This is a genomic window from Corynebacterium epidermidicanis, assembly GCF_001021025.1.
Classification (GTDB): Bacteria; Actinomycetota; Actinomycetes; order Mycobacteriales; family Mycobacteriaceae; genus Corynebacterium; species Corynebacterium epidermidicanis.
On sequence record NZ_CP011541.1, the window covers coordinates 1803734 to 1819871 of the forward strand.

Genomic DNA, 16138 nt, shown 5'->3' on the forward strand with positions numbered 1-16138 from the left:
CACTAAAAGCAATGGGGTCTATCCGCCTAATTGCTACCATTGATAAAGACTTTTCAGCAAACATTCAGACACGAATTTCAGAAGGAACCATGCCCCCACAAAAACTTGAGCTGACCTGGTTCAATAAAGACAAAGCACTCATTCCAACAGAAACCGGAAAATATGGGTACACTTGGGTCGACCCCCGCGACCCGCGGTACTGCGAAACGCACACCTTGACGGTTCTCGAAACGGTGACGGGTCGGCGAAACGAGAAGCGGGACGGGGTGCAATACGGGGAACGTGCCGATTTGGAGCCTCAAAGCGACAACTTGCTCATTCAGGGAGAATCCGGGGATGTTCTAGAGGCGCTGACACGCGTGCCGGAGTTGCGGGACAAGTATGTCGGCAAGGTTAAATGTGTGTACATTGACCCGCCGTTCAACACCGCTCAGACATTCACCCACTATGAAGACAATCTTGAACACTCGGTGTGGCTGACGATGATGCGTGACCGACTCCTTCACCTCCGCGATTTGTTGAGCGAGGACGGCTCGATTTGGGTTCACCTCGACGACGTGGAGAACCACCGGATGCGGATGCTTATGGACGAGGTGTTCGGGTCAGGGAATTTTGTGACTGAGGTGGTTTGGGAGAAAACCTACTCACCACGCAATGACTCGAAAGGGATTCCCGCAGTTACGGACACGATTTTGGTCTATCGAAAGTCGGATCAGTTCTCCCCGAATCGTTTGCCGCGCACGGCGGAGATGGACGGTCGATACAAGAACCCTGATGGAGATATTAAGGGAGCATGGAAATCGGCAGATACAACTGCACCGCTGGCACAGGAACGTGGTTATTTTGGCGGAATTCAACACCCAATCAGCGGCGAGCTAATCTACCCTCCGGGATCGAGGCACTGGGTTCTTAGCTACTCTAGAATACTCACATCCATTTCAGAATACGGAAATTATATCGCTGTCCCTCCTAGTGAAGATTCGCTATTTCGCAGAGCTCAGCTGATGGGTATTCCTGTCGAAGAAGTCCGGTCGGATATGCCCGACCTGGTCCTTGCAACCGACCCAGAAACGTTTCCATCCCGATCTGCAGTGGATCGAATTGAATCAGGTAACTGGCCAGAGATGTACTTTTCGCAGAAGTCAATTGGGCGAAAGGCTCATTTGTCGGAAGTAGCGGGGAGGATTGCCGCCAACTTCTTACCGCATTCAGAAGTCGGACACAATGATGGAGCAATTAAAGAAATCCGCGCACTGTTCCCAGGGCAAAATCCGTTCACTACCCCCAAGCCCGAGCGCCTCCTCGAACGCATCATCCACATCGCCACTAATCCCGGCGACGTGGTGCTCGACGTGTTCGCCGGTTCGGGTACTACCGCTGCGGTAGCCCAGAAAATGGGCCGCCGCTGGGTCACTTGCGAGCTCCTTGAGGACACGTTTAACCGCTTCACCCTCCCACGCTTGACCAAAGTGGTAAACGGCCAGGACATGGGCGGAATCTCCACGTCCAAGAGTGAGCGTATCGACGACACAGACAATGGCCTGCCGGAAGGAATGACCCCAGACGAGGCGCAGAAGCTCACTAGCTTGCTCAATAAGGCAATCAAGGAGCACGACGACCTCAAGAAGTCTGCTGACATCAAAGCACTCAAGGCGCTGGTCAAGACGAAAAACTCTGGTGACGTGGTGAATTGGCTGGGTGGAGGTGGGTTCACCGTCGCCAAGCTCGCCCCTTCATGCTACGACTACACCCCAGAGACCGGATACACGCATCTAACCGACGCTGCGACAGGCGAAACGCTGATCGCTTCGGTGGCGGCAAACCTGGGGTTCCATCTGTCGGCAAGTGACCCACACTTCTCCGGTCGCCGTAACAACGAGCATCTAGCCGTCGTGGAGGGTGTACTCACCGAAGCTAAGGTGGGCGACCTTATGGCGCACCTGCCGGAGGGTCATTCGATTTTGTTTGCTGCAACCAACCTGGATGAGGGAGTGCGCGATGTGGTCCGTTCCTACAAGAATGGCTCCCGTGTAGTCCACGTCCCACTTGACTTGTTCCCATTTGGCGAAGAAGAGGAGAACTAGACCATGCCGCTGAATATCTCCTACGACGAGAATTTGATCGAGCAGATGAAGGCCAAGTTCGACTTGCGTCAGCCGAATGTTGAAGCGCTTAAGGCCATTGTTCGACGCCTGGAAAGTGGCGATTTTGACCCACAGAAGCAGCTGCTCCTCGACCTTGCCACTGGTGTCGGTAAGACGTACATCATAGCGTCGCTAGTGGAATACCTGCGCCGCCAAGGCGTGATGAATGTGATGCTAGTTACCCCGAACACTGTGGTGCAGGACAAGACGGTAGCTGACTTCTCGCAGGGTTCGAACCGCTACATCGGTGGTTTTGACATCCCACCTGCCTTGGTCACTCCAGACGACGTGCATAAGCTGCGCTTGGGTGAGTCGTCGTACCACCTGTTCGCCGGTGAGGGTGCGTCCACGGTCTACATTTTTAACGTCCAGCAGCTGTTCCCACCAAAAGACGGAGGTAAGAACGAGGCGACTGGTGTGGAAGCCCAGCGTCGCAAGACGTGGCGTTTCCAGGAGGAGACGGGCATCCTCGCAGAACGTCTTATTGAACTGGACGACCTAGTGGTGATCGTCGACGAAGCTCACCTGTTTGGTTCTACTGCTGCGCGTTTCCAAGAATCATTGAAGGCCTTCCATCCTGCTGCGACAGTGGGACTTACTGCGTCATCGTCTAAGGGCGATGACGTTGTTTTCCGCTACCCGTTATGGAAGGCGATCTCCCACGGGTTCGTCAAACAACCCGTCTTGGTCTACCGCAACAAGGGCTACAAAAAGGGCGAGGCGGAGCGCCAGCTCCAGGACGCTATGTCTCTTTTGGCTTTGAAAGAGGAGGCATACCGACTGCACCGAGAGGCACACCCTGACGGCAAGCAAACGAAGCCACTTCTTTTCGTCGTGTGTACCGATGTCAACCACGCGACGGAAACCGCGACGACGTTGCGCAACACGTACTTCCCAGACCCGAACGCCGTCCATGCCGTCCTCCAGGTAGATAACCAGCACGATGACGCGACAACGCAAACCCTGCTAAGAAACCTTGACGAACCGAACTCCCCTGTCCGGGTCATCGTGTCCGTAAATAAACTGCGCGAAGGGTGGGACACGAAGCGTATCGCGGTGATGTGTACCCTGCGCGCAATGGGCTCGGAAGTGCTCACCCAGCAGGTAATGGGCCGTGGCCTTCGCTTGCCCTTTGGCAAGCTCACGAAAGTTCCTGCCATCGACGAGCTTGATATTATCTCCCACAAGTCATTCGTTGACTTATTGACGTCGGAGAACGTGCTGCGTGAGTTCGGTATCGAGGAAGACATTCCAGGCGTCAAGCCGGAATTGGTCTTGCCACCGAGCGGCGGCAGCGTGTCCCCTGTTGTTGATCCTGGTGTGACCGGCGACGAGATTGGGACGGGTACCGAAGCTGACGACAATACTGGAGATGGCAATGGAGCCGGCGCGACCACCGGAGATCAGGACCATTCAGCAACTGGCGTACCGTCTGCCGGTTCGGGTCTTCCTATCGGGGCGCGAAACGTGGGCGATGACGAGGAGATCACCACTGGTGTTGAGATTGTCGCGCCGGTTGTCGTAAAAGTGAACGAGGCGTTTGAGGGGCAGACATTTACGTTCCCCTCCTCGACAATGACTGAGACACAGCGCCCGTTCAGCTTGGTGGATATTCCCACCTCGGTGATCGTCGAGGCCGCGAAGAAAGTCACTGACCACGGGGAACTTCTTGACCGCGCAAAGATCATCGTCGAAGAAGCCGCCGACAAATTGGGCGTGAAGCACATGGAACGCCAGTCTGTGCCGAGTTTCAGGGAGTCGACGAGCAAGGTGGAGAGTGAGCTGACGAATAGGCTCATGCGAACGGGGCTTTTCCAGGCGACGAAAGAAAATGACGCGGTGCTGCGCCGGAGCATTGTCCCAACGTTTATGAAAGCCTCTGGGGTTGAGAAGTGGACTGTCAAGGCCAAGGAGTCCGCAGTGGTGAGTCTGCTGGACATGGTGAAGCAGGAAGCGAAGGCTGCGGTTGCGAAGAACACGTTCACTGAGGTCACTGTCCACCCAGTAACTCTGCCGGTGCAGACCTCGTACATCCTTCCCGTTGGCCGGACGGTACAGAAACCGCTGGAGAACGTGAACCAGAAGACGCGCACCAAGGACGCTGGGTTTGCAGCCAAGCAGTACTACGGACCGTGGGACAAAGGCTTGTTCGATGCCGCCGCCTTCGACTCGTTTACTGCTGAGTACCAACTCGCCCGGCTACTCAACTTCGACCCGAACGTGACGTGGTGGACGCGTATCTATGAGGACAGCGGGGCGAAGGTCGCCTACACCACGCGCAACGACTATATTCCTGATTTCGTCGTGTTGGGCACAGACGGAACCTATTGGATTGTTGAAGGTAAGGCTGACGACAAGCGCGAGGACGAGATCGTTGTACGCAAGCGTGAAGCCACCGAGCGTCTATTACGTTCCCTGGTGGCTCACCCGGACTACCAGGACGCCACCTGGGCGTACCTGATTGCGTTCGAGAGCGACATTCGCAACAGCGACTCGTTTGCAGAGCTCATTAGTATTGGCTGCGTGGAGAGGATGCTGCCGAGTTAAGAATCAAGTCGCCTAGGTATCGGCCCCTGCTGCATGAGCGCCCACTCAGGCACTCGTGCAGCAGGGGTTGTGCCGTCCTCCCGTGAGGTGCCTTGCCAACGCAATCAAGGAAATAGACTCTAAGTCTATGAGCACACCGTCATTCCCATCTGCAACGCTTACCTCACTAGCCAAAGCTATCGGCGACACGGAAAATGGTCTCACCGGCGGCGAGATCGAGCAACTCCTTCACCAGCTCAACATGTACGACCCTGGCGAAATTACAAAGTGGAGGCGACTGGTAGCCGCTTTTGACCACTCCCAACGCACCCGCGGCAACGCCGACCGCGTAATCACGTTCCTCGTACGCGCCTTCGCTCCGGCCCGCTACGTCCACAACCCAGAACTGTTTGACATCAGGCGACGCCTCATCAACCCAGTTCTTGTGCTCCACGGTCTCAAGGTAAACGATGAGGGTGGAATAGCACGGACAAAGGGCGCGTCGACCCTAATGGAAGTCCAGCGACTCACCAACACAGTGCGGGAGGAGCTAAACCGACGTGGTACTCACAAGGAGGTCCTGGCCTACTGCGAGGAAGAGATTCTGCGCCACGGTTACCTTCACGCGGTCTTGGAAGCCTCAAAGTCCGTGTTTCAGCGCTTGCGGGACATGACGGGTTTGGGCATCGACGGTTCGGCATTAGCAGACGCGGCACTGTCTACAAAGAGTGGCATCTTAGCCATCAACAGTCTTAACACCGAGACTGAGCAAAACGAACAAAATGGGCTGTGTAATCTCGTGAAGTCGATTGGTGGCTTGTATCGAAACCCGACCGCACACGACCCGAGACTGAACCGAATAGTGACAGAAACGGAACTCTACGAGGCATTGTCGCTGCTGTCGTATGTTCACCGGCGCCTCGACGACGCTACTTTAAGAGCTTAGCCACGAGCACAGCCAGTTTCGCAATGGGAATTAGTGGAACATTTTCGTGGGAAACTGAGGCTCGGGGCCTGCATTAGCACAGTTCAGGAAGCTATTTATAAATGCCCAGCGGGGTCCGTGTTCAGCTTTTCTGTCATTGCAGTCGCTTCTTGCCGATGAAACCTAGCCTACGAACTTGTCGAAGTTCCCATGGCTGAGTCAGCGGGCCAACGGATGGTCTTGGGGTTTTGCGTGGTTTCCATCGCCCTGGATTGACGAACGGCAGTTTGGAAACAAAACGATTCCTCCACACCCACTCCTCTAAGTCCCCGTTCAAGTCGAAGCGGATGGCTCCAGGTTTCAGACCGACCCCATCAGGTTGAAGCCACGCCACACCAAATCTGATCCCATCAATGAGTTCCTTCTGGATCATTGAAACTACACTGACCCTCCCATCTTCACATGTGAGCTTAGGGATGGGCTCTTCAAATCCAGTCCGATCACTCACTCCGTCCTTCCCCCAAGTGTATGGGATCACCTGGTAGTACTCGGCTGGCCCCGTAACCTCAAAGGACACCATGAACGGAACGTACTCGTGCTTCATTCCTGCGAGCGCCTTGTCTATTTTCACGGCATCTTCTGGGCTGACATCTTCACGAGAGATGTGCTTAACACTGATATTCATTCCACGACCGCCGTTGGAAGTTGTCGCTTCGTGAAGCTGGCGCCAGGACAGAAGCAGCGCAACAAGCGAAACAAACAGCGCCGCGGCTGCGACGAGTAATGAAAGAGTATCGAATGGTAGATGTTCCACATTTCCCATCTAATCAGTTTCAGCGGGAAAGCCACGCGGTCTTTCGGGAAGGTTTTCCTTGATGCCCCGTTCGCTTGCACGCCAAATAGAAACGCAGCGACACCGTGCGACACTAACCTGACTCGCCCTTCTGACGCTTGCAGCGTGAGCACTTTCGGTTGGGGTAACTGCGTGAACTTAACCTGGTTGACCTGCGTAAAGCTCCGGCGCCGTGAAATCAGAGGGGGTTTCGTCGTGAAGGGCCACTAGGTGGGTGTGTGTTCGCGCTGGTCAAAGAGAAACGCAAATGTCCCTAGGCGGCGACGCTTAAAACAGTCCCCTTTGGGCCAGTTCATTGAACTGGCCCAAAGGGGTTTTTCAATGCGTGGGCAAGCTGTCTTGGGGTTAGGTAAAGAAAAGTGTGTCCGGTCTGTGTGTCGCTGGCCGAACCTTTTGTGTTTTGAGCGAATGGATCTTTCCAATTCTTTCCGGGGCTGCACAAGTGCTAGTCAGTACTTGTGCAGCACATTCAGCAGGCCGACGACACACCGACCGGACACATGCTTCTTCACTTGACCCCTGCCCGGACTGCCCCAGCCAGCTCGCCTCTCAGGGCTGCCCCAGCCAGCCCGTCTCTCAACTCGCCTCAGGGCCGCCTCACCACCCGCCGATTGCCTTTCAAACGGCTCAAAATGATGCGCTGACCGCCTGAAGCCGCCTCCCAAACTGAACAACCTCAAAGGCATTCAACGCGACATGTGGCCGCCGAACAACGGCCAACAGCATAGGGATTTTCGCCAAATCTTCGTTTCGTTAAATTTCTGTGACCTTCGACTCCTCCACCTCACCGCATCACCAAGCGCGGCGGGGCGTTCAACTCACAAACACCAGCTGACACTTTAAGAGGCGATCAATCAAACACCTAAGCACTGCAGATCACAACGCTGTAACAAAGGGCCATCAGGGCGTCGAAAAGCGGGTCCAGCAGGTTGCGCAAAGGTGCGGGGGCGGACGAACCAGACTTAGCGTGGAATCACTGCCAACGACGGCAGGTTAGTTAGGAAAAGCAAACGCTGAGAAAGGATCTAGACAATGAACACCACTCGTAACATCCAGGACCTGTTCAACGCTACTGCTTACGACAACACAGGCGACAAGCTCGGTGGCGTGAAGGAAATCTTCGTCGATGACCGCACCGGCCAGCCAACCTTCGTTGAGGTCGGCCACGGGCTGTTCGGCATGAGCTCCTCCATCGTTCCACTGCGTGGACACAAGCTGGCTGGCGACGATCTGCAGCTCGCATTCTCCAAGGATCGCATCAAGGATGCGCCGGACATGGACGTTAACAACGCACTGACGCCGGCTGATCAGAATGAGATCTACCGCCACTACGGTGTCGCAGACATTGAAGACACCGAGCGTTACGACGACCACCGTGGACGTGTCGCTGGAGGCGCAGCCGGAACCGGCGCTGGTATGGATGCAACTGAGACCGGCCACCGCACCGACCACGTGGACCACACCGACCGTCACGACCTCACCGACGACAACACCTTGGTTCGCTCCGAGGAGCGCCTGAACGTCGACACCGAGCGCGTGGAAGCTGGCGAGGCTCGCCTGCGCAAGTACGTCGTTCATGACACCGAGACTGTCGAGGTCCCAGTGACCCGTGAGGAAGTTCGCGTTGAGCGCACCCCAATCGATGGCGAAGCACGAGAAGGTGTCCTGCACCGCGCTGGCATCGGCGAGGACGAGGCATCCGTTACCCTCCACGAGGAGCGCGTCACTGTCAACAAGGAAACCGTTCCGGTCGAGGAAGTTTCCCTTCAGAAGGAGCGCGTCCACGACACTGAGCGTGTGACCGAGGATGTGCGCAAGGAGCGTATCGACGTCGACGGCGTCGAGACCGATCGCAACTTCAATGGTCGCGACAAGATCTAACTGATCCGCACCTAGCTCAATGGGCTGGCTCCGATCCCCGGGGCCAGCCCATTTCCTTTGATTGCCACCAGCTGGATCTCCCTAATGGCAGTCGCAATCTTCTTCGAGCTCCCCCTCCCACGCTTCTTTCGCTTCCGCCAGCGCAAACCCCGCGATAACGAAGGAAGCCAGCGCGTCGAAACCACCCCATCCGGTGGCTTCCAGCAAAACGATGCCGATCAACGCCGACGCCGTCATCATGAGGCAAATTTTCGTCTCGGCCGCGTCGGAGAGAATGAGCTGGTCGCCCAGCGCCTTACCTACACGGTTCTTTTGCCACCACAACAGCGGCATCACCACCAACGATGCCACCAAAACCGCGATCCCCAACCAAGAACGCTGTGCCACCTCCCCGGAGCGCAATCCCAAAATCCCCTCCACGATCAGGTAGCCGGCGAGGAGGACGAAACTCACCGCCACCAGCCGCAACGTGATGCGCTCCTTATCTTCGCCCACTCCTTCGGGTTCGCCACTGAGACGGCCACGCAGCCGGAGCGCCACCAGTATCGCCACCAAAGACTCAATGAAAGAGTCCAGCCCGAACCCCACCATGACCTCGAGCCCAGCGCCACGCCCCGACCACACAGACAGCACACCCTCCACGAGGTTGTAGCAAATGGTGAATATGGCCAAAACCAGTGCGGTGCGGGTCAGGCGACGAATTTCTAGGTCTGTCATATTCGGTGATTCTAGCGTTGAGCTAGGCTAAAGCCTCATGGAAGCCCTCATCAGCCACTTTGGCCCGGAATATGTCCACCTCGCCGAGACTTTTGGGCCAGCCTCTGGCCTCGCTTTTCGACGCACCGTCGCCACTACTTCCGTGGTCACTGCGGTGACCAGTGGATTTCAACCACGGGAATTGGCGTGCACCATGTTGGAGGCAGACCTCGGGGCGGCCGTGGCCGTCCTGCATATCGCGGCGGCACGAGCTGAGCAGGAGCTGCAGGGCCCTTGGCCGGATGGTCGGGTGTGGCTAAACGACCAACCCATTTTGGGTGGGACGCTCATCCAGGCTATTGTCGCTCGGAACCACGATGTCGACGAGTTTTACGCGCTCACCGAAAACGAAGCGCTAGTGGTGGCGGAAAACTCGATCAGCGCGCTCGACATTGCGTTGGCAAGAGACCCGCTGGCGTTCGCGGATCCACTGCGGGAAGACCACTGGGATCGCGCCGCGTTGTCAGATGAGGCACTTGCGTCGGTTGGCGTACTGACTTCGAAGCTAGCGCACACCGCGCCACTGCGATGCCTTGAGTTCAAACAATTTGGCAAATTCGTGGCGCTGACTTGCGAGGAACCAGAGGACTACTTCGATGATCCTGACAATTTTGAGGTGCGACAGGCCACCGAATTGCTTCCGCGATTGCACGGTGCCCGCACCTTCTTCGTGGATCCACGCCCGGGCGAGACCCTACAATATACCGCACTTGGCTGGGAGTATTCGGTAGTCTAACTGACTATGAGAAAAGTCACCGGGTTGATTGTTGCTGCCACACTAGTTTTCGGCCTCACCGCGTGTGGCAAGAAGGAAGAAAGCCCAAGCGAGGCGCCGACACCCACGGTGACGTCGACAAGCACGCCCACCCGGACCCCGACGGTCAACGATGCCCCAGCCCCCGCGCTGACCGGTAGTTTCGCGATGGATGGCCCTGCACCCGTGCCCGATGCTACCTATGCGTCGATGCCTTATGTACTTCCACTGAACCCTGCCGGCCCGCAAGAAACCATGGTGCGGTGGGTGGAAGGCTGGGGAGTCGACCCAAAGCACGCTGAAACGGGCACCATGTACGTGCTCGGACATGCCTGGGGCCAGCAGAAGCTCGTGTTTAACCCCATCTCGGAAAAAGTCACCGCCGCGGTCAACCTCAGCGAACCCCCACAGCAGGTGCCGGCTGTTTCCGGTGACACCGTTGGTCGCCATGCCACTCCCGTGCTCAATGGCTCCCGCATCACCATGCGTGACGACGCCGGTCTGGCTCGCGAGTGGATCGTCGATAATGCGTACCTCGTGGATAAATACGATGCGATCGAGGACAAGGAACTCGTCGATGAGCATGCTCCCGGGCGAATCGTGCTCATTGCGTGCTCCGTGTCCGGCACCGATGACCTGGGGTACAACGTGATCGTTACCGGGCATCTCGCCTAACCGCACCACCAATGGAGGATTGAAAAACCACAATGCCACATAACCCAAGAGAGCAGCTGACCACCCAAGCGCTTCTGGTTTGGACCGGTGCCATGCTGGTCTACGTGGTGGCGATCGCCGGTCGCACCTCGCTCGGGGTAGCCGGAGTGGAAGCCCTCGAGCACTTCCACATCAACAACAGCAAGTTGGCAGTGTTTACTGCTGTTCAGCTGGGGGTGTACGCGCTCGCGCAGATTCCGATGGGTATGGCGATCGATAAATTCGGCGCACGCCGAGTACTCGTCGTAGGTGCGATCGTCATGGGGCTCGGCCAGGTTCTGCTGGGCTCGACATCTTCTTTCTGGGTGGCGATCCTCGCCCGCATCCTTGTGGGGGCCGGCGATGCCACCGCATTCTTGTCCGTGATGCGGATCCTTCCCACCTGGTTCCCAATGCGACTGACCCCGCTATTTACCCAGCTCACCTCGGCGATGGGCCAGGCCGGGCAGTTCATTTCGGCAGTGCCCTTCCTGGCGCTCTTGGGTGCTACTGGTTGGCAAACAGCGTTTGTCAGCTTGGGCGCAGCCGGCATTCTGATCGGTTTGTCCGCCCTCGTGTTGGTCACCGATTCCCCATTATCTGCGCCCACTCCGCCTGCGACGACGCCGAGCCGTTTGGGCGAAGTTTTGCGCAATCCTGTGTGCTGGATGGGACTGTTCAATCACGGCCTCATGCTCATGCCCTTGATCGTGTTCACGCTGCTATGGGGCATGCCGTTGATGACCCTCGGGATGGGACTCGATGAATCCGTCGCAGCCAGCGTTTTGGTGATCAACACGATCTGCAACGTGATCATCGGGCCCTTCCACGGCGTGCTCTCGGCGCGAAGCGGACGAAACCGAGAGTTTCTCACCATGGCGCTTGCCACCGTCATTCTCCTGAGCTTCCTGTGGTTCTTCGCCTCCCCTACCCCGCGCGGTTTCTTATCCATCGCGATCATCAGTGGACTGCTCGGAGCGCTGGGGCCTGCCGCTAACTATGGCTTCGACTCGGTCCGGGAAAACCTGCCGCATTCGGTGGTGACCACCGGTACTGGGCTATCAAACATGGGTGGATTCACCGCAGCGATGCTTGCTGCCCAAGGAATCGGCCTGCTCCTCGACCACCACGCAGAATCGATACCTAACTGGCAGGACTTCGCAGCCGCGTGGTTCGCAGTGTACGCGGTATGGGCCTTCGCGATGTTGGGCTTGGTGCTCTCCCGGCGCGCTTTTACCAAGCGGTATCCGGGAGCGCACCGCCGCCAGGGCTAGGTGTTAGCTAGCGGTAGTGGTGGATGGGCTGTTCGTGGAGCTTTGATCCGATTGCTGGCTGTCCTGCTTACCGAAGCGTCCGCCTTTTGCGGTGCCAGGCTCGCCCATTCCGTGTCCGCCGCGACCTTCGAGGCCGACCCGGCCGCCGTGTCCGCCACGGCCAGCACCGTCAAAGAGCACGCCCGCATCAAAGGCCTTCAAAATGGCGTCCTTGTCGCTGGAAGTGATTTTCCCATCGGTGACGGCTTGATCCAGGCGCTGCCCCAACTCGTCACGGTGCTGAGTTTGTTCTGCTTGATGCTCAGCGTCAAAAACGGCTTTCACATCGACAACATCCTTGCCAAGAGCATCGGCCAGTTTCTGGGCCATTTCATCGTGCTTCGTCTGCGGATCTTGCTGTTGTCCGTCCGTCGGCTTGATTGAATCGAATGCTTGCTGCAACTGGTCTTGTGTGCCCCCGAGCTTCGTAGCCAAATCGGCCAAGCGAGTTTGAGAACCGTCGCGCATTCCGCAGTGCTGCCCGCGGTCCTGTGCTTGGGTTGCGGTGCTGGATTGGTTCTGGTCGCCATCTTGCGCCATCGCAAGGCCAGCGCCACCGATCAGTGCGAGGGCAGCCATAGAGGTTGCCACCATCATGTTCGGCTTGATGCGGTAAGACATGGAAACTCCAAAAAGGTCATATTCCACGGACAAGCGGATGAACGCTGCTAGCTTGGGGGTCGAAACCCTCCTGGTGAGGATTTCCTTGTCCGATGTCTCCACTAAAGCCACCCATACCCACAAATCGGTGGAAAATAAGTGCAAAATAGCCATGATTAGCTACCAAGACACTGTTGATGCTCGCAATAAACCTAAAACCTGCGATTATTCTTGTTTCCGAGCAAGTTTTCTACCAAACCCCTGACGGCTTCATCGGTAACAACTTGCCGCACAGCTTCCCCTAATGGACTCTCAACGGCGATAGACTGCTCCACTTCTGGCTCGTCCCCCTTCGTTTCCTGTGGCTGCTTGCTCGGCGAGGCCACCTCGATACGCAGCGTACTGCCTTCCACTGTGATTGGGGTGCTGCCGTCAGCGCCGGCGGCCAGCGCTGCGTCGATAAGCGTGGCTAGCTTTTCGACGTCCGCATCCTGCAAATCAAGTGACAACGAAATCATGGTGCTCCCTAGGTCGTGCGGTGGTTGTGTTGCCTACGTTAAGGCAGCTGGGCCACGTCAGCTAGATCCTTAGGGGCGATCCCCACCCCCGTTTAGTGTGTTGGGGTGGGCTCTCCCCAAAACACTTCATCGACCACGCTGCGGGCGCGACGGGTGACCTTAAGGTAGAAGTCCAGGAACTCCTGGGTTTGGTTGCGGTTCCACCCCGCCGCGGCTGCCACCGAACCCAAGTGCGGACCCGACGGAGGCAGTTCATCGGTGCGCTTTCCGCGCACGAGCACCAGCGCATTGCGCGCACGCGTGGCCGTCAGCCAGGCGACCCGAAGGGTCTCGACCTGGGCGGGCGGGATTAATTTGTGTTCCTCGATCACGTCCAAAGCCACCAATGTTGACGGGGTGTGCAACTCGGGGACCTCGTGGGAGTGCAGCATCGTCAACAGCTGGACAGTCCATTCGATATCTGTCAGGCCACCACGCCCCAGCTTGGTGTGCATGTTTCGATCCGCACCCCGGGGCAGCCGCTCATTGTCGACACGCGCCTTCATCCGGCGCACTTCCTGGACCGTTTTCTGGCTAGCGCCCGAAGGCGGATAGCGGAATTGGTCAATCATCTTGATGAACTGCTCACCAAGCAGCTGGTCCCCGGCGATGGGAGCAGCCCGCAGCAAGGCTTGGATTTCCCACACCTCACCCCATTGGCGGTAGTAGCGTTCGTAAGACTCCATCGTGCGTACTACTGCGCCCGAACGCCCCTCCGGACGCAGCCCCAAATCCACCTCGAGGGACGGGTCTTGCGAAGGCTTGGACAACCTCGCCCGCACCCGATCGCACACCCCGGTAGCCCACTTCACCGCATCGTTTTCGGTGACGTTTGCGTGTGGAGCGCAGACAAACATCACATCGGCGTCCGAGCCATAGCCTAATTCTTGGCCGCCGAGCCGGCCCATGCCGATCACCGCGATCCGGGCAGGCGCCTGGGCACCTTCCGCAGTGGCGGAGGCAATTTCCGCCGCAAACGCAGCATCGAGAACGGCATCCCACACTCGGGACAATCCCGCGCACACCTCTTTGACGTCCATGAGCCCGAGCAAATCAGCAGCAGCGATGCGGGTCAGTTCCACGCGTCGGAGCCCGCGGGCGACCTTCACGGCTTTATCTGGGTCAGCATGCCGACGCACCGACGACACCAGCGCAGTAGACACCGCCTCAGGGTCGGTTTCCAGCAGCATTGGGCCGTTGGCGCCATCGCGCAGCAGCTTGACTGCATCAGGAGTGGCTAACAGCAGATCAGAAATATACGGCGAGGTGCCCAGAATGTGCATCAGTCGCTGTCCAACCACGCCTTCATCGCGCAGCATCCGCAAGAACCACTGGCGGTCATAAGCTACGTCGGAGAGCTTGCGATAATTCAATAGGCCAGCATCCGGATCAGCCGTATCTGCCAACCAGCCCATCAGAGTGGGAAGCAAAATCGCTTGCAGTTTAGCTTTCCTGCTGCTGCCGGCCGCCAACGCCGAGAGGTGCTCATAGGCGCGATCGGGGAATTGATAATTCAAGGCCGCGAGCTGGCGCTTAGCCGCTTCTGGGGAGAGCCGCAGCGTATCAACCGACATATTGGTGATAGATTCCAGCAGCGGCCGGTAGAACAACTTGGAATGCAAACTCGAGATATCGAGCCTGACCCGACGGAATTCCTCCGCCAAGATCTCCGCGGACTTCTGCGCGCCTGCCCCTACTATCCCGGTGGAACGCGCCAACCAACGCAGCATATGTTCGTCGGCTTGGGCCGGCATGGTGTGGGTGCGCTTGAGGCGTTGCAACTGCAGCCGGTGCTCTAGCAGCCGGAGGAACTCGTAATCCGCGATGAGCGCCTGCCCGTCTTCTCGCCCGATGTAGCCACCGGCGATCAGCGCAGCAAGGGCATCAACTGTGGATAAGACGCGAAGGGTTTCGTCGCTACGCCCGTGCACCATTTGCAGCAGCTGAACGGCGAATTCGACGTCACGCAAGCCGCCAACGCCGAGCTTCAGCTCACGTTCCCGCAGGTCTTCCGGCACATTGTCGATCACTCTCCTGCGCATAGCTTGGACATCCGCAACAAAGCTATCGCGGGTGGATGCCTCCCAAATCTTGCTCTCCAGCGCTTGGCGATAACTTAGGCCCAGCGGCGTGTACCCCGTCATTGGGCGAGCCTTCAGTAATGCCTGGAATTCCCACGTCTCCGCCCACCGCTCGTAGTAGGTCACATGGGACTCAAGCGTGCGAACCAAAGCGCCCGCCTTGCCTTCCGGACGCAGCGCCGCATCAACCTCAAAGAAGCACTTAGAACCAATGCGCATCATCTCACCAGCCAGGCGTAATAGCTTCGCATCGATCTGATCGCCAACGAAGATGACGTCCACGTCCGAGATGTAATTGAGCTCTCGCGCCCCACACTTACCCATCGCGATCACTGCCAACTGGCCCGGTTGCTGTTCGCCATAAACCGACGTTACGGCCACAGCCAGTGCTGCGGTCAACGCCGCATCCGCCAAATCAGCCAATGCAGCCGACACTGCCGGAAACGGCACTTGAGGCTGGCCCGGTCGACGGTCATTTTCCGGGTAAGTTCCCGCTAAATCATGCGCGGCGATCCGCATGAGCAGCGTCCGATAGTGCTGCTGAAGAGACCGTTCGGCCTCCAATCCAACGATCCCTGCCCGGTAGGTGCCCTCCGTGTCGCACTCCGTCACCGCGCTATCACCCTCCAGCCCCGCGGGGACGGCCTCCACACAGCCCAGCATTTCCCGCATCATTTCCTGGCGGTCAGGCAGCGGCTGACACAGCTGAGACCATAACTCGGGGTGGGCCACCAGGTGATCCCCGAGCGCGGATGACGCACCCAGCAAAGACATCAATCGGACTCGGAACGCCACGTCCTCCCGCAACGTCGCATTGAACGAAGCCTCCTCCGCGGGCAGCTTCACCAGAGTCTGAGTCAACCTGATGAATTGGTTGAGGGCAAGATCAGCATCGCCCGCCCCGGATAGGGCCCACAGCAGATCCAGCGACTCGGCGTTATCCCACCCGAGCATCTCCAAATCGGCGCGGGCGGTCGAACTGGTCAGACTCAGCGCACCCGGGGTTGGGATCAACGATCGGGAGCTACGCGGGGTGGTCATAGTGGTGGTTCCTC

General features: G+C 57.9%; 12 protein-coding genes. 7 read left to right on the forward strand and 5 right to left on the reverse strand.

The window, feature by feature from the left end; all coding sequences use genetic code 11:
- The first annotated feature begins 89 nt into the window (after positions 1–89).
- The 3 genes from CEPID_RS08345 to CEPID_RS08355 all read left to right on the forward strand — a co-directional run bounded on the left by CEPID_RS08345 (position 90) and on the right by CEPID_RS08355 (position 5616).
- Positions 90–2084, forward strand: coding sequence for a site-specific DNA-methyltransferase (locus tag CEPID_RS08345; protein ID WP_047240587.1), 1995 nt, complete (start codon positions 90–92; stop codon positions 2082–2084).
- Between the two features lie 3 nt (positions 2085–2087).
- Positions 2088–4691 (forward strand): DEAD/DEAH box helicase, encoded by a 2604-nt coding sequence (locus CEPID_RS08350; protein WP_047240588.1) that lies wholly within the window; start codon positions 2088–2090, stop codon positions 4689–4691.
- A gap of 127 nt (positions 4692–4818) precedes the next feature.
- Positions 4819–5616 (forward strand): TIGR02391 family protein, encoded by a 798-nt coding sequence (locus tag CEPID_RS08355; RefSeq protein ID WP_047240589.1) that lies wholly within the window; start codon positions 4819–4821, stop codon positions 5614–5616.
- Positions 5617–5749: 133 nt separating this feature from the next.
- On the opposite strand, the gene CEPID_RS08360 is transcribed toward CEPID_RS08355, so the two are convergent.
- Positions 5750–6418 carry a hypothetical protein gene (locus tag CEPID_RS08360; RefSeq protein WP_144413492.1) on the reverse strand — a complete coding sequence of 223 codons (669 nt, stop codon included), beginning with the start codon at positions 6416–6418 and terminating at the stop codon, positions 5750–5752.
- Between the two features lie 1062 nt (positions 6419–7480).
- Between CEPID_RS08360 and CEPID_RS08365 the strand changes: the two genes are divergently transcribed.
- Positions 7481–8329, forward strand: coding sequence for a PRC and DUF2382 domain-containing protein (locus tag CEPID_RS08365; protein ID WP_047240591.1), 849 nt, complete (start codon positions 7481–7483; stop codon positions 8327–8329).
- 81 nt (positions 8330–8410) lie between these two features.
- Here CEPID_RS08365 and CEPID_RS08370 read toward each other — a convergent pair whose 3' ends face one another.
- Positions 8411–9046 carry a cation transporter gene (locus tag CEPID_RS08370; protein WP_047240592.1) on the reverse strand — a complete coding sequence of 212 codons (636 nt, stop codon included), beginning with the start codon at positions 9044–9046 and terminating at the stop codon, positions 8411–8413.
- A 37-nt stretch (positions 9047–9083) separates the two neighbouring features.
- Between CEPID_RS08370 and CEPID_RS08375 the strand changes: the two genes are divergently transcribed.
- The 3 genes from CEPID_RS08375 to CEPID_RS08385 are packed head-to-tail and all read left to right on the forward strand — an operon-like array spanning position 9084 to position 11806.
- Positions 9084–9821 (forward strand): hypothetical protein, encoded by a 738-nt coding sequence (locus tag CEPID_RS08375; RefSeq protein WP_047240593.1) that lies wholly within the window; start codon positions 9084–9086, stop codon positions 9819–9821.
- Positions 9822–9827: 6 nt separating this feature from the next.
- Positions 9828–10514, forward strand: coding sequence for a sortase family protein (locus tag CEPID_RS08380; protein WP_047240594.1), 687 nt, complete (start codon positions 9828–9830; stop codon positions 10512–10514).
- A 32-nt stretch (positions 10515–10546) separates the two neighbouring features.
- On the forward strand, positions 10547–11806 hold the full coding sequence (locus tag CEPID_RS08385; protein WP_047240595.1) for an MFS transporter: 1260 nt from the start codon (positions 10547–10549) through the stop codon (positions 11804–11806).
- Positions 11807–11809: 3 nt separating this feature from the next.
- On the opposite strand, the gene CEPID_RS12510 is transcribed toward CEPID_RS08385, so the two are convergent.
- The 3 genes from CEPID_RS12510 to CEPID_RS08400 all read right to left on the reverse strand — a co-directional run bounded on the left by CEPID_RS12510 (position 11810) and on the right by CEPID_RS08400 (position 16124).
- Positions 11810–12619 carry a hypothetical protein gene (locus tag CEPID_RS12510; protein ID WP_052843456.1) on the reverse strand — a complete coding sequence of 270 codons (810 nt, stop codon included), beginning with the start codon at positions 12617–12619 and terminating at the stop codon, positions 11810–11812.
- Between the two features lie 38 nt (positions 12620–12657).
- Positions 12658–12963 (reverse strand): hypothetical protein, encoded by a 306-nt coding sequence (locus tag CEPID_RS08395; protein WP_047240596.1) that lies wholly within the window; start codon positions 12961–12963, stop codon positions 12658–12660.
- Positions 12964–13055: 92 nt separating this feature from the next.
- Positions 13056–16124, reverse strand: coding sequence for a bifunctional [glutamine synthetase] adenylyltransferase/[glutamine synthetase]-adenylyl-L-tyrosine phosphorylase (locus CEPID_RS08400; protein ID WP_047240597.1), 3069 nt, complete (start codon positions 16122–16124; stop codon positions 13056–13058).
- Positions 16125–16138 lie beyond the last annotated feature (14 nt).